Source organism: Pseudomonas sp. D(2018) (genome assembly GCF_005502555.1).
GTDB classification, from domain to species: domain Bacteria; phylum Pseudomonadota; class Gammaproteobacteria; order Pseudomonadales; family Pseudomonadaceae; genus Metapseudomonas; species Metapseudomonas resinovorans.
In genome coordinates this window covers 1-12,796 of record NZ_SCOK01000047.1, presented here as the reverse complement: position 1 = coordinate 12,796, position 12,796 = coordinate 1, and the positions used below count along the sequence as shown (strand labels likewise).

At 66.7% G+C, this 12,796-nt stretch carries 15 protein-coding genes; 10 read left to right on the top strand and 5 right to left on the bottom strand.

The annotated features are described in order from the left end of the window. From FFS60_RS22925 to FFS60_RS22880, 10 genes are read left to right on the top strand one after another with little or no spacing between them, the layout of a single operon-like run. The gene (locus FFS60_RS22925; RefSeq protein WP_137823246.1) at positions 1-546 is read left to right on the top strand and encodes a PilN domain-containing protein; all 546 of its coding nucleotides are present in this window, start codon (positions 1-3) and stop codon (positions 544-546) included. Next, positions 533-1,087 (top strand): GspMb/PilO family protein, encoded by a 555-nt coding sequence (locus FFS60_RS22920; RefSeq protein ID WP_028630843.1) that lies wholly within the window; start codon positions 533-535, stop codon positions 1,085-1,087. Before FFS60_RS22925 ends, FFS60_RS22920 begins: the two co-directional genes overlap by 14 nt. Positions 1,088-1,089: 2 nt before the next feature. Continuing rightward, complete coding sequence (locus tag FFS60_RS22915) at positions 1,090-1,587, top strand: secretion system X translation initiation factor (protein WP_137823245.1); 498 nt, start codon at positions 1,090-1,092, stop codon at positions 1,585-1,587. Further along, complete coding sequence (locus FFS60_RS22910) at positions 1,584-3,404, top strand: secretin N-terminal domain-containing protein (RefSeq protein WP_137823244.1); 1,821 nt, start codon at positions 1,584-1,586, stop codon at positions 3,402-3,404. Before FFS60_RS22915 ends, FFS60_RS22910 begins: the two co-directional genes overlap by 4 nt. 3 nt (positions 3,405-3,407) lie before the next feature. Then, entirely contained in the window at positions 3,408-3,878 is a 471-nt protein-coding gene (locus FFS60_RS22905; RefSeq protein WP_137823243.1) for a type II secretion system protein, read from the top strand. Between the two features lie 2 nt (positions 3,879-3,880). Next, complete coding sequence (locus tag FFS60_RS22900; protein ID WP_028630847.1) at positions 3,881-4,255, top strand: type II secretion system protein; 375 nt, start codon at positions 3,881-3,883, stop codon at positions 4,253-4,255. After that, a complete protein-coding gene (locus FFS60_RS22895; protein WP_137823242.1) occupies positions 4,242-4,730 on the top strand; it encodes a type II secretion system protein in 489 nt (162 codons plus the stop codon). Before FFS60_RS22900 ends, FFS60_RS22895 begins: the two co-directional genes overlap by 14 nt. After that, complete coding sequence (csgE, locus tag FFS60_RS22890; protein ID WP_028630849.1) at positions 4,727-5,119, top strand: curli production assembly/transport protein CsgE; 393 nt, start codon at positions 4,727-4,729, stop codon at positions 5,117-5,119. Before FFS60_RS22895 ends, csgE begins: the two co-directional genes overlap by 4 nt. Further along, the gene (locus tag FFS60_RS22885; RefSeq protein ID WP_028630850.1) at positions 5,116-5,517 is read left to right on the top strand and encodes a curli assembly protein CsgF; all 402 of its coding nucleotides are present in this window, start codon (positions 5,116-5,118) and stop codon (positions 5,515-5,517) included. The genes csgE and FFS60_RS22885 overlap by 4 nt, the downstream gene beginning before the upstream one ends. A 27-nt stretch (positions 5,518-5,544) precedes the next feature. Next, the gene (locus FFS60_RS22880) at positions 5,545-6,390 is read left to right on the top strand and encodes a CsgG/HfaB family protein (RefSeq protein ID WP_137823241.1); all 846 of its coding nucleotides are present in this window, start codon (positions 5,545-5,547) and stop codon (positions 6,388-6,390) included. A 321-nt stretch (positions 6,391-6,711) separates the two neighbouring features. On the opposite strand, the gene FFS60_RS22875 is transcribed toward FFS60_RS22880, so the two are convergent. The 5 genes from FFS60_RS22875 to FFS60_RS22855 are packed head-to-tail and all read right to left on the bottom strand — an operon-like array spanning position 6,712 to position 12,606. Next, positions 6,712-7,008 carry a hypothetical protein gene (locus FFS60_RS22875; RefSeq protein ID WP_028630852.1) on the bottom strand — a complete coding sequence of 99 codons (297 nt, stop codon included), beginning with the start codon at positions 7,006-7,008 and terminating at the stop codon, positions 6,712-6,714. A gap of 44 nt (positions 7,009-7,052) precedes the next feature. After that, positions 7,053-8,435: a curlin gene (locus tag FFS60_RS22870; RefSeq protein WP_137823240.1), complete on the bottom strand. Its 1,383-nt coding sequence runs from the start codon at positions 8,433-8,435 to the stop codon at positions 7,053-7,055. 55 nt (positions 8,436-8,490) lie between these two features. Then, positions 8,491-8,961 carry a curlin gene (locus FFS60_RS22865; protein WP_137823239.1) on the bottom strand — a complete coding sequence of 157 codons (471 nt, stop codon included), beginning with the start codon at positions 8,959-8,961 and terminating at the stop codon, positions 8,491-8,493. Positions 8,962-8,970: 9 nt separating this feature from the next. Continuing rightward, positions 8,971-11,205 (bottom strand): Ig-like domain-containing protein, encoded by a 2,235-nt coding sequence (locus tag FFS60_RS22860; protein ID WP_137823238.1) that lies wholly within the window; start codon positions 11,203-11,205, stop codon positions 8,971-8,973. Between the two features lie 39 nt (positions 11,206-11,244). Then, positions 11,245-12,606 (bottom strand): hypothetical protein, encoded by a 1,362-nt coding sequence (locus FFS60_RS22855; protein ID WP_137823237.1) that lies wholly within the window; start codon positions 12,604-12,606, stop codon positions 11,245-11,247. Positions 12,607-12,796: the final 190 nt, after the last annotated feature.

Here is a 12,796-nt window from a genome sequence, read left to right as displayed (position 1 = left end):
ATGCGCCAGATCGATCTCGACTTCCAGCACAACCCCGTTTCCAGCGTACCCGGGTGGATTCTCCTGGGCGGCGGAATGCTGATGGCGGTGCTGATGCTCGGTGCTCACCTGCGCACCTGCGACGAAGCCGACGTTCGCAGCGCCGAGTTGCAGCGCGTCGAGCAGCAACTGCAGAAACGCGGGCTGCGCCAGGCGCCGTTGTCCGCTGCCGAGGAGAAGGCCCGCGTCGCCAGCGTGGCGGAGATGCGCCGCATCACCGCGCAGATGAACCTGCCCTGGGACGGCCTGTTCGCCATGCTCGAAGCCCAGCCGCGCCAGGATATCGCTTTGCTGTCGCTGGCCCCGGACGCCCGCAAGGGCCAGTTGCGGATCGCCGCCGAGGCGCGTGACCTGGCCGCGATGCTGGCCTTCCACCGGGAGCTGGAAGCCAGCGACGCCCTGAGCGATGTCTCGTTGCTCAACCACGAGATGGTCACCGAGCAGGCCGAGCGGCCGATTCGTTTCAACCTGCTGGCCAACTGGGGGGTGAAGGATGCACGTCCCTAGGCTGATCCTCATCGAGCAGACCCGCCGCCTCGGCTGGCCGGGCCTGGCCGGCGCCGCGCTGCTGGCACTGGCCCTGGGGTACGCCGTGCTGGGCCTGCTGCCGGCGCGCCAGGCCCTGGCGAACATGGACCGCCAGCTCGCTGCAGACCGCGCCCAGCTGGCCGCTGCCGCCACCGCCGTACGGCCCGGCACGCTGGCCAGTGGTGCGTCGGCGGCACAACTGGAAGAGCTGCGCCGCAACCTGCCGGCACAGCTGGACGCCACCGGCGCCATCGATCGCATCTACGCACTGGCCCAGGACGAGGGCATTGCCCTGGCCCGTGGCGAGTACGCCCTCGGACTCGACCCCAAGACCCGCCTGGCGCGCTACCAGGTGCTGCTGCCGGTGCGTGGCAGCTATCCGCAGTTGCGCCGTTTCCTCCATGGCCTGCAGGCACAACTGCCGGCCCTGGCGCTGGAAGAGGTGGACCTGCAACGCAAGCAGATTGCCGACTCGGAACTCGAGGGGCGTATCCGCATGACCCTGTATCTGGCGAGGTGACCATGGCACGCCGTCTGTTCTGGTTGGCATTCCTCGGCTCAGCTGCCGCGCTGGCGGTGGTCCCCGAATTCTTCAGTGAGCAGGCCGAACCACAGGCCATGCCGCGCAGCGCGAGTCCGGCACTGGCCCCGCGGGAGGCCGCGCCCGCCGCCGTGGCGCTGCCGGAGGTGGCGGCTCCGCTGGCGGTACCGGCGGCTGACCTGTTCGCCTCGCAGAGCTGGTATGTGGCACCGCCGCCGGCCCCCGTCATGGCCGCCGCGCCGCCGCCCCCGCCGGCAAAACCTACGGCACCGCCGCTGCCCTTCACGTTCATCGGCAAGATGGATGACCGCCAGCATCTGCAGGTCTTCCTGCTGCACGGCGAGCAGGTGCTGGTGGTGAGCGAGGGCGACCTGATCGACAAGACCTACAAGGTCCAGCGCATCGACGCCGAGCGCATGACCCTGGTCTATCTGCCCCTCGACGTCGCCCAGACCCTGGTGGTAGGGGGCGCGCTATGAACCGCCTGACGTGCTGTTTCGCCCTGGTGCTGCTGGCCGGCTGCGCCACCAACCTGGCCCAGCGCGAAGGCCTTGACCTGATCGACTCCGGCCAGTTCGAGGAAGGCCTGGCCAGGCTGGAGAAGGTCGCCCGCGAGTCGCCTCGCGATGTCGGCGCACAAATGGCGCTGACCACCCAGCGCGAGCGCGCCGTGAAGGCGCTGCTCAGCAATGGTGACCTGGCTCGCAGCCAACGTGATTACGCCACTGCGAGCCTGAACTACGAGCGGGTCCTGCGTATCGAGCAACACAACCAGCGGGCGCTGGACGGCCTGCACCTGATTCAGCAGCAGCGCAACATCCAGGACATGCTGCGCCAGGGCCAGACCGCCCTGCGCCGGGGCGACGTGGTCGGGGCCTCGCGCCAGGTGCGCGGCATCTTCGCCCTGGACCCGGAACATGAAGGCGCGCGCGAACTGCAACGCAGCATCGAAGTCGTCCAGGCCCGCTCCTCCGTGCCTTATCCGCAACTGCGTTCGCGCCTGGATCGGCCGGTGACCCTGGAGTTTCGCGACGCCAACCTGAAGGTGATCTTCGAAGTGTTGGCGCAGACCTCGGGGCTGAACTTCATCTTCGACAAGGATGTGCCCCCGCAGCTGAAGGCCACCATCTTCGTCCGTGAGGTGCCGATCGAGGATGCGGTGGAACTGCTGCTGCAACAGAACCAGCTGCACCAGCGGGTGGTGAACGACAACACCATCGTCATCTACCCCGACTCGCCGCAGAAACTGAAGGATTACCAGGACCTGGTGATGCGCACCTTCTACCTGACCAACACCGACGCGGCGACGGCGATGAACCTGGTCAAGACCCTGCTGAAAACCCGCGATGTGTTCATCGACGAACGCCTCAACACCCTGACCATGCGCGATACCCCCGACGCCGTGCGCATGGCCGAGAAGCTGTTCCTGGCCCAGGACCAGTCCAACCCCGAGGTGGTGCTGGAGGTGGAGGTGATGGAAGTGTCCCGCCAGCGCATCCTCGACCTCGGCCTGCAATGGCCCAACACCTTCGGTGTGATCAACGACGATGGCTCGCCGGTGACCATCCTCGACCAGCTCAAGGGCATCGACTCGGGGCGCATCAGCATCAATCCCTCGCCGCAGCTGAAGATCAACGCCCAGGACAACGACGTGAACACCCTGGCCAGCCCGGTGATCCGCGTCAGCAACCGCGAGCAGGCGCGCGTCCATATCGGCCAGCGGGTTCCCATCGTCAGCGCCACCTCGGTGCCGTCCACCCAGGGCCCGGTGATCACCGAAAGCATCACCTACCTCGACGTCGGCCTGAAGCTGGAGGTGCAGCCGACGGTGCACCTGAACAACGAGGTGGCCATCAAGATCGCCCTGGAGGTGAGCAACGCCACGCCGCTGGCGCCGACCCAGGCGGGCACCATTCCGGTCCAGGTGGACACCCGCAACGCGCAGACCACCCTGCGCCTGCGCGATGGTGAGACTCAAGTGCTGGCGGGCCTGGTGCGCAACGACCAGGCCAACAGCGGCAACAAGATTCCCGGCCTCGGCGACATCCCCGGCCTTGGCCGCCTGTTCGGCAGCAACAATGACAAGGTCGCCAAGTCGGAACTGGTGCTCTCCATCACCCCGCGCATCGTGCGCAACCTGCCGTACCAGAGCCCCTACGACATGGAGTTCCCGTCCGGCACCGAAAGCAGCATGCGCGTGCCGACGGTGCGCGGGCCGGTGGAGGCGCTGGGTGTGGACCTGCCCGATGCACCGGCGGTGGTGGTCAGCCCCGCCCCTGTGAGTGGGAGGCCCTGAGCTATGCAACGCCAAGCCGCCTTTTCACTGATCGAACTGGTGATCGCCATGGCCATTCTCGGCCTGCTCGCCAGCATGGCCGCCCCGCTGGCCGAGACCGTGATCCGTCGGGGCAAGGAACAGGACCTCAAGATCGCCCTCTACGAGATCCGCGACGCCATAGACGCCTACAAGCTGGCGGCCGATGCCGGGCATATCGAGAAGTCCGCCTCCAGCTCCGGCTATCCGCCGTCGCTGCAGGTGCTGGTGGACGGCGTGCGCGACCTGCGCAGCATCAAGGGCGAGCGCATCTACTTCCTGCGGCGGATTCCCCGCGATCCCTTCGCCGACGCCCGCCTGGAACCCGAGGAAAGCTGGGGCCTGCGCGCCTATTCGAGCCCGGCGGACGACCCGCGCCCCGGCACGGACGTGTTCGACGTCTACTCCCAGGCCGATGGCCGCGGCCTCAACGGCACGCCTTACCGGGAGTGGTGACGATGACACGGCAGAAGGGCTTCACCCTCATCGAACTGCTGGTGGTCATGGCCATCATCGCCACCCTGATGACCATCGCCGTGCCGCGCTACTTCTCCAGCCTGGAGAACTCCAAGGAAACCACCCTGCGCCAGAGCCTGGCGGTGATGCGCGAGTCCCTGGACCAGTTCTACGGCGACACCGGGCGCTATCCTGAATCGATAGAGGAACTGGTTGCCCAGCGCTACCTGCGCGCCCTGCCGCTGGACCCGATGACCGAGCGCAGCGATCTGTGGGTGGTACTGCCGCCCCCGGAGGGCGCGCCGGGCAGCGTCTACGACGTGAAGAGCGGCGCCCCTGGCCGGGCGCGGGACGGGAGCCTCTATGCGGACTGGTGAGCAGGGTTTCACCTACCTCGGCGTGCTCTTCCTCGTCATGCTGATGGGGATGGGCCTGGCCGGCGCGGGGCAGCTCTGGTCCACCGCCAGCCAGCGTGCCCGCGAGCGCGACCTGCTCTGGGTCGGCAGCCAGTACGCCCAGGCCCTGCGCAGCTATTACCGGGTTTCGCCGGGGGTGGCCCAGTACCCCGCCGCCCTGGACGACCTGCTGGAAGACAACCGCTTCCCGCAGACCGTGCGGCACCTGCGCCGGCTCTATGCCGACCCGCTCACCGGCAACACCGACTGGGGGCTGATCCGCTCCTTCGACGGGCGCATCGCCGGCGTCTACAGCCAGTCCCGGCAACGGCCGATGAAGCTGGCGCACTTCCCCGCGCAATGGGTGGAGTTCGAGGGCATGACCCGCTACGCCGACTGGCGCTTCGTCGCCGAGAAAGCCTTCATGGAAGGCTCCCCGGCGAGGGCGACGCCATGAAGCGCACGCCGCTGCTCGCCGTCCTCATCTTCTGCTGCGCGCTGGGCACGGCGCGTGCGGACGACGATGAGTTCATGGGCTTCATCGTCGACTACACGATTTCCCACATCGGGCACGACTTCTACCGCTCCTTCAGCGAGCGCCTGCGTGACACCAGCAAGCTGGACTTCAACCTGGTGGTGCGTGAACGCCCCGATGCCCGCTGGGGCAGCCTGATCTGGGTGGAGTACGAACAGCGCGTGCTCTACCGGCAGTTTCTCCCGCCGAACACCGCTGAACTGAAACCTGCTGCCTACGCAGCGGCGGACCTGGTGCTGGAGGCCATCGCCCAGCAGAAGCTGCAGCGCCTCCTGCAAGACACACACGACATGGAGAAGGACGAGCTATGAACAAGAACAGACTTTCCCTGTGGCTGCTCGGGTTCGGCCTGGTCGGTTCGGTCCAGGCCACCGAGTTGGTGTACACCCCGGTCAACCCCTCGTTCGGTGGTAACCCGCTGAACGGCACCTGGCTGCTGAACAACGCCCAGGCGCAGAACGATCACGACGACCCGGATGCCCGTTCCACGGCCAGCCGGCAGAGTGCCCTGGAGCGATTCACCAGCACCCTGGAATCGCGCCTGCTGTCGCAACTGCTGACCAACATCGAGGAAGGCAATACCGGCAGCCTCACCACCGAGTCCTTCATCATCAACATGATCGACGACGGTGGTCAGCTGACCATCGAAATCACTGATCGCGCCACCGGCGAGGTCTCGGAAGTCGTCGTCAACGGCCTGCTCCCGTAATCCAGGCATCGACAGGAAGCCACGACCATGAACAGAGTGATGCTGCTGGTACTGTTGCTCGCCACCCTGCAAGGCTGCGGGCTACGCCAGCCGATGTCGGCTGACACCGAAGGCCAGACCCCGACCCTGACCCCGCGCGCCTCGACCTATTACGACCTGCTCAACCTGCCCCGGCCGAAGGGGCGACTGGTGGCGGCGGTGTACGGTTTCCGCGATCAGACCGGCCAGTACAAACCGACCCCGGCCAGCTCCTTCTCCACCAGCGTCACCCAGGGCGCCGGCAGCATGCTGGTGGATGCGCTGCAGGCCAGCGGCTGGTTCATGGTGCTGGAGCGTGAAGGCCTGCAGAACGTGCTGACCGAACGCAAGATCATCCGTGCCTCGCAGAACAAGCCCAACACCCCGGCGAACATCCAGACCCAACTGCCGCCGCTACAGGCCGCAAACCTGCTGCTGGAAGGCGGCATCATCGCCTACGACACCAACGTGCGCAGCGGCGGCGAGGGGGCTCGCTACCTCGGCATCGGCGCCTCCCACGAGTACCGGGTCGACCAGGTCTCGGTGAACCTGCGCGCGGTCGACGTGCGCAGCGGCATGGTGCTGGCCAACGTGATGACCACCAAGACCATCTACTCGGTGGGGCAGAGCGCCAGCGTGTTCAAGTTCATCGAGTTCAAGGAACTGCTGGAAGCCGAGGCCGGCTACACCACCAACGAACCGGCGCAGCTCTGCGTGCTCTCGGCCATCGAATCGGCCGTGGCCCACCTCATCGCCCAGGGAGTGGAACGCCAACTCTGGCACGCCTCCGGCGACCAGCCGATGGAGCAGACCTCGCTGAAGAAATACTTGGGGGCGCAGGTTTCGATCCAGTAACGCGACAGCCCCGCCATACCGGGCCGCTAAAATACGCCTTCCGCGCCCGTAGGATGGCGTGGAGCGAAGCGATACCCATCATTCAGCCCACGCTATGACCTGAGTGGTGCGCAGCTCAACATGCAGGGGCGAGGCATGGGCATGTTGGGCTTCGCTCTGCACCAACCTACGGGGCCGCTGCGCGGCCCTTTATGTCTGGATTACGTGTTGCAAGCAGCTCCTACAAGGCTCTTGGCCCGTTGGTAAATCTCTCGCAATAGCTAACACAGACACAGCGAATGAATTCGCCCCCACAAGGAGAGCCTTCATGTGTGCGGGGGCCTACAACTGAATCCACTCCACCCGCTCTTCCTGTTCCACCCCGTCGACCCACCACTTGAGCCGAGCTTCTACCCGCGTCGTGACGGTCAGGTTGAGGCGGTTGTGCACGGGGCAGGCGCTGTCCGCCACGCCGCTCTGGCGTGACTGGCTGCGGCCGGCTGGGCCTTGGGCGATGACCAGGAGTTCGTAGCGCACATGGGGGCTGGGAGGTGCGAAGCACAGGCGCAGGTCGGCCTGGCCGGGGGCCTGGGGCTGGAGTTGGAGGCTGGCGCTGACCAGCAGGGCGGCGAGGAGCATGGGAAAAAGACCGCCGCCCACAACGGGGCGGCGGCTTCGGGGGATTACTGCTGGACGACGGTGGCGGAGTTGCCGGTGCCGGTCTGGTCGACGGTGGCAGTCATGTTGAAGTTGCTCTGGTTGACCGTGGCCTGGTTGCCCCAGCCTACCTGGCTAACGATGGAGAGGTTGTTCATGTCGGCCTGGGTGATGCTGGCGACGTTGTCGCCGCCGGCGCTCTGGTAGGTCTGGCTCAGGTTGTCGCTGCCGGACTGGTCGACTTCGACGCTGTTGCCGATACCTTCGCTGGAGCCCTCGGCGATGTTGCCGCCGTCACGCTGGCTGACCACCAGGGCGTTGCTGTCGCCGGTCTGGTCGAAATACAGCTCGTTGAAGTTGCCTTCCTGGGTGAAGTTGGCGGTGTTGCCGTTGCCGTTCTGGCTCAGGCCCACGGTCTGGTCGTTGCCGAACTGGCCGCCTTCCTGGGCGCCCTGCCAGTTGCTGGCGTAGACGTTGTTGTCGTTGCCCGTCTGGTCCACGGTCAGGCTGAGGTTCACGCCTTCCTGGTAGGTCAGGCTGAGGTTGCCGTTGCCGGTCTGGGTGATCGTGCTGGTGGCGCTTGTGGATTCGTACTGGTCAGCCCAGGCGGCGTTGGCGTCGCCGGTCTGGGTCATGGTGGCCAGGTTGCCGGTGCCGAAGCTCTGGTCGACGACCACTTCGTTGAGGGCGCCGCCGCCCTGGTCGATGGAGGCCTGGCTGCCTTCCTGTTCGGTCTGCCAGATTTCCGCGTAGCCGGTCTCGCCGCTCTGGAAGATCGCGGCCTGGTTGTCGAGGCCGGGGCCGGTCTGGTCAATGTAGGCCTGGTTATCGCTGCCGGACTGCTGGACGTCGACGCGGCTGCTGGTCTGGTCCACCTGCCAGGTGCCGGCCTGGTTGTGCGTGCCGCTCTGGGTGATGGTGGTGGTGTTGTCCGTGCCGAATATCTGTTCGGCATCGGCGATGTTTTCCTGGTCGACCTGGTTGATGTCGATGGTGCTGGCGACCTGGCTGTCCTGGAAGCTGAACGCGGCGTTGAAGCTGCCGTCCTGGGTCACCGTGGCCTGGCTGTTCTGGTTGGACCACTGTTCGCTGTGGGCACTGTTCCAGTCGCCGCTCTGGGTGTGGGTGATCTGGCTTTCGGTTTCCGAGCCTTGCACGCCGGTGGAGGCGTTGTAGGTGCCGTCCTGGGTCTGGGTCACCGTGCCGGTGCCGCCCGACTGGTCGGCGTAGGCGTTGTTGTCTTCACCGAGCTGGTCCTGGGTGGCGCTGCTGAAGGACGCGGCGGCCTGCTGCACTTCGGCTACGTTTTCCAGGCCGTTCTGGGTCTGGGTCGAGAGGCTGTCGTCGGCGAAGGCCTGGATGCTGACCAGGGTCAGGATCGCGGCGGCAAGCGGTTTGTACTGGAACATGGTATTGCCTCCTGGGGATGATTCCCTGCGAGTCGTTCGGATCGTGAGTTCGCCTTCAGTGCTGGATCACCTGCACGCTGAGGTCGTTTCCATACTGGGTAATGGTGCTGTTCAGTCCCTCCCCGGACTGCACGATGGACGCGCTGTTGTTGGCGCCTACCTGGTCGATCTCGGCCCGGTTGTAGGCGCCGCTTTGAGAGATGTAGGCCTGGTTGCCGGTGCCCTGCTGGGTGATCGAGGCCAGGTTCTGCACACCTTCCTGGAGGATGTAGGCCTCCTGGTCGCTGCCGTTCTGGATGATCTGTCCCAGCAACGAATGCCCGTCCTGCGTCAGCAACGCGACATTCGCTTCGCCCAGCTGGCGCACCAGGGCCTGTTGGTCCAGGGGAGCGCCTGGCGGGCTGCCAAGGTCGGCGTTGCCGCCGGCCAGGTCGAAGTTTTCCATCAGGTCCGCCGCCGGCAGCGCACCGCTGCCCAGCCCGAAGGCGAGCAGGGTGGCGATGCGCAGCGCGGTGGCGGTGTTCATGGGCGGCGCCTAGCGGGGCGCCAGGGTCACGGTGCGCACCGTGCCGTGGGACGAGGTGATGGTTGCCGTGGGGTTCGCGCTCGGCGTCACGTTGGTGGTGGTTACCGAAAGCCGCCAGCGCCCGCCCAGCGGTACCGCCACGGTGCCCAGGTCCAGCGGGCCGGTGGTGGTGGTCACCTGTACGCGGATGCTGTTGCCGGTGGTGATCGAGCTCTGGCCGGTCAGGCTCCAGGTGACGCGGTTGTTGGAGCGCAGGGTGAACTCGGCGGTGGCTACCGTCAGGGTCTCAGCCGTGGCCGGCGGTGGCGACACCTGGACCGTCACGGTGACCGGGGCGGAGAGGGCGCCGAAAGCGTCCTGCACCTGGTAGGTGAAGCTGGCGGTGAAGGCGCTGGTGACCGTGGCCGGCGGCGTGTAGGTGATGCTGGTGCCGTCGGTGCTGGCGGTGCCCTGTCCGGTGCCCGGCTGGGTCAGGTTGACCACCGAGAGCGGTGCGTTGCCTTCCGGATCACTGTCGTTGGTCAGCACGTTCAGCGTCAGCGGCACGCCCAGGGTGCTGCCGGTATCGGGCAGGGCCACCGGTGGCTGGTTGGGACTGACACTCACGGTGACCGTAGCCGGCGCCGACGCCTCGCCGCGTACGTCCATTGCACGGTAGGTGAAGGTCGCGATGAGTGGGCTGTTGACCACCGGTGGCGGTGTGTAGATCACGCCGGTGCTGCCGTTCAGGGTCACGCTGCCCTGGCCGTCGGCCGGCTGGGTTAGCTCGGTGATGGACAGCGGCAGGTCGCCGTCGGCGTCACTGTCGTTGGTCAGTACGGCGATGGTCACCGGTACGCCGAAGCTGGTGCTGGCGCTGTCCGCGTTGGCCACCGGTGCCTGGTTGGGCACTTCTTCCGGTGCGCTGCCGACTACCACTACAGGTTCGGTGTCGGCACCGCCTGCCGCGGATTTCACCGTGACGACCGCTGGCGGCTGGGCCAGGTCGGTGACCCGCAGGCTCTGCAGGGTGCCGGCCTTGGTCAGGCGACCGAAGCCCTGGGCGGCGAGGTCGGGGATCTGCACCTCATCGCTTGAGCTGGCTTCGATGGTCAGCGAGCGATCAGCCCAGTTGTAGCGGGCGGTGCTGACCTTCACGACGTCTGTGACTGCACGGGAGACCGACGTGGGTTTGGTGAGGCCGGACGGATCGGTACCGGTGACCACCACGAATGGCGGGAGGACCCCCGGTGCCGGGTTGTGGGCGAAGAAGAACCCACTGCCGTCGTTCACCATGTCTGCCAGGCAGGCCGGCTGGGTGCCGCCCTCCACCAGTTCCAGGGTTTCCCGGTAGCAGAACTCGGAATTGGCCGGGCCGTTGGCGAACACTTCCAGGCGGGTGCCCTGGCTGGTGCGCCGGTAGCTGGCGCGTTCGATTTCCACCGGGGTGGCGGCGCGCGAGTCGAAGATCTTGCCGGAGACCGAGAACAGCTCGGTGCGGATGGTGCCTGCCGGCCCGCTGATTTCGACGTAGTTGGTGCCGAAGGGGCTGCCGGTCACGGTTGACGGGACATTGGGATCGCCGATGAACAGCTCCTCTTCACCGGTCTCCGGGTTGGTGGCCGGGTAGGGCGCACCAGGCCCCTTCAGGAACGGACCGACGTCGCCGTTGAGGGCGCCGTTGAAGATCCCTGGCGCACCAATGCCGATGTCGCGGGTCATGTTGATGGCGCGGCGGCCGCCTCTGTCGGCAATGTCCGCCGCGGTCACGTTGAAGGTTTCCACGCCGTAGGGGTGGGTGACCGTGTAAGTGCCGGGCGTGGGGATGCTGGCGCGGATGCGGATACGCGCGAAGCTCACCTGGTCGCCGTTGAGCGGTACATCACCGCCAAACGCGGCTTCGATGGCGGCGGTGTAGACCTCCAGCTCATAACCGGCAGCATTGGCCGGAATGGCGGCTTCGGCCATGTACCAGAACAGCTCGCCGGGCCAGTTGTTCGGGAAGACCATCGGCTGGGTATCGTCGAACACACCCGGCTCCGGTATCAGGGTGCACATATAGGAACCGGGTACGAGAGGACTCTGGGCCTTGGACTGGCAGAGCTCCAGGCTGAGGTTGTCGTTGTCCTGGTACCACTGCGGGAAGTAACCGGTGGACGCGGTGTAAGGGCCCGGGTCGACCGCCTTGAGGGCGGCCTCGGCCATGTCGATACCCTCGACGGCGAGACCCAGGGTGGTGAGAAGCAGGCAGGGCCACTTGTTCATGTTGCCTCCTGGCGCTTGAGCGCTCGGCTCTGGGTTCGCTTAGGGAAGAATGACCACTTCTTCGGTATCACTGCCGCCGCTGCCCGAGGTGACGGTCACCGTCGCGGGAGGCGTGGGCGTGATGCCGGTGGTGAGCGTCTTGGTGGCGCCATCCCCGCTGAGCGCGCCGATGGCGGCGCCGCTGCTGGCGGTGGCGGTGAGCGCCGGCGGCGAGGTTTCGTCGCTGCTGCTGGCCACCACGGTCAATTGGCCGGAGGCCAGGCTGTATTCGGCACGCTGGATGTGGACCAGATCGACCAGCGGGGCGGCCTGGGTGGTGGGTGTGCTTTCCGGGATGGCGACGCTGTTGTCGGCGGTGATCGAGACGCTGGCCGGCAGCGTCGGGCTGCTGTTCGATTGGCCGTACCAGTTGCCGGTGGCGTTGGCCTCGGTCATGGGCACCGTCGTGGCGGCGCTGTCTTCGTAGCTGGCGGTGCCGGGGGGCGGCGGCGCCATGACGAAGACGTCCTGCTGGGCGCTGGCCCCGGCTTCGCCGGCGCTGCGCGAGTAGGTGGAGCGCTGCACGATCACCGGGGTGGGGCGGATCACCTCGGACAACTTGCCGGACACGGAGAAGAGGTTGGTGCGCAGGTCGATGCCGCCAGGGCCTTGGATGCGCACGTAGTTGGTGTCGAAGGGGCTGCCGGTGACCGGTTCGTTCAGGTTGGGGTCACCGATGAAGCGCTCCGAGAGGCCGGTTTCCGGGTTCACCTCGGTGTAGGGGCCGTTGACGCTGCGCAGGAAGGGGCCGACGTCGCCGCCCAGGGCGCCGGTGTAGGTCTTGGGTGCGCCGATGCCGATGTCGCGGGTCATGTTGATCGCCCGGCCGCCGTCATCGCCGAAGTCGTCTGCGGTGACTTCGAAGACCTCCACGCCGTAGGGGTGGGTGACGGTGTAGGTGCCGATGGTGGGGACATCCACCCGGATGCGGATACGGGCAAAGCTGATCTGGTCGCCCTCGGCCGGGTTTTCCACCACGAAGGCGGCTTCCAGCGCCGCGCCGAAGTCCAGGTCGATGCCGCTGGCGGCGTCGGCGATGGCGGCGTCGGCGGTGAACCAGAAGGCTTCCGGCGGGAAGTTGGTGGGGAAGGCCAGCGGCTGGGTGTCGTCGTAGACGCCCGGCTCCGGCAGCAACGAGCACATGTAGGCCGGGGCGCCAGGTGCGCCGCCTGCCCGGGAGCTGATGGTCTTGGACAGGCACAGGTCCAGCGTCCGGCCGTGGGTGTCCTGGTACCAGGCGGCGAAGGAGCCTATGTCGGGGTTGTAGGGGCCCTCGTCAACGGCGTACAGGGCGGCGGTTACGTGTTCTGCGGCGACCACGAGGAAGATCGAGGTGGTGGCCTTGGCGAGTTTGCGTTGCATGAGCTTTCCCTCTTGCAATGTGGGGGCCCTCCCTGCGGATCTGCTGCGCCACAGGCTGGCTGACCGGCCCTCCGCAACGAGCGTGCCAGTGTTCCCGAATCACCTCGCCAAGCCGCACCCGGCAAGGCTTCTGGCCGTGCTGGATGCACTCGCCAACGGCACCGGGCAGGTGGGTGAGTCTCCCCACTAC

What these genes read in the sequence shown, in the direction of transcription:
- FFS60_RS22910 (WP_137823244.1), top strand. Translation starts at nt 1,584, where the DNA reads ATGAACCGCCTGACGTGCTGTTTCGCCCTGGTGCTGCTGGCCGGCTGC.
- FFS60_RS22865 (WP_137823239.1), bottom strand. Translation starts at nt 8,961, where the DNA reads ATGAACACCGCCACCGCGCTGCGCATCGCCACCCTGCTCGCCTTCGGG.
- FFS60_RS22875 (WP_028630852.1), bottom strand. Translation starts at nt 7,008, where the DNA reads ATGCTCCTCGCCGCCCTGCTGGTCAGCGCCAGCCTCCAACTCCAGCCC.
- csgE (WP_028630849.1), top strand. Translation starts at nt 4,727, where the DNA reads ATGAAGCGCACGCCGCTGCTCGCCGTCCTCATCTTCTGCTGCGCGCTG.
- FFS60_RS22855 (WP_137823237.1), bottom strand. Translation starts at nt 12,606, where the DNA reads ATGCAACGCAAACTCGCCAAGGCCACCACCTCGATCTTCCTCGTGGTC.
- FFS60_RS22860 (WP_137823238.1), bottom strand. Translation starts at nt 11,205, where the DNA reads ATGAACAAGTGGCCCTGCCTGCTTCTCACCACCCTGGGTCTCGCCGTC.
- FFS60_RS22915 (WP_137823245.1), top strand. Translation starts at nt 1,090, where the DNA reads ATGGCACGCCGTCTGTTCTGGTTGGCATTCCTCGGCTCAGCTGCCGCG.
- FFS60_RS22905 (WP_137823243.1), top strand. Translation starts at nt 3,408, where the DNA reads ATGCAACGCCAAGCCGCCTTTTCACTGATCGAACTGGTGATCGCCATG.
- FFS60_RS22880 (WP_137823241.1), top strand. Translation starts at nt 5,545, where the DNA reads ATGAACAGAGTGATGCTGCTGGTACTGTTGCTCGCCACCCTGCAAGGC.
- FFS60_RS22925 (WP_137823246.1), top strand. Translation starts at nt 1, where the DNA reads ATGCGCCAGATCGATCTCGACTTCCAGCACAACCCCGTTTCCAGCGTA.
- FFS60_RS22920 (WP_028630843.1), top strand. Translation starts at nt 533, where the DNA reads ATGCACGTCCCTAGGCTGATCCTCATCGAGCAGACCCGCCGCCTCGGC.
- FFS60_RS22885 (WP_028630850.1), top strand. Translation starts at nt 5,116, where the DNA reads ATGAACAAGAACAGACTTTCCCTGTGGCTGCTCGGGTTCGGCCTGGTC.
- FFS60_RS22895 (WP_137823242.1), top strand. Translation starts at nt 4,242, where the DNA reads ATGCGGACTGGTGAGCAGGGTTTCACCTACCTCGGCGTGCTCTTCCTC.
- FFS60_RS22900 (WP_028630847.1), top strand. Translation starts at nt 3,881, where the DNA reads ATGACACGGCAGAAGGGCTTCACCCTCATCGAACTGCTGGTGGTCATG.
- FFS60_RS22870 (WP_137823240.1), bottom strand. Translation starts at nt 8,435, where the DNA reads ATGTTCCAGTACAAACCGCTTGCCGCCGCGATCCTGACCCTGGTCAGC.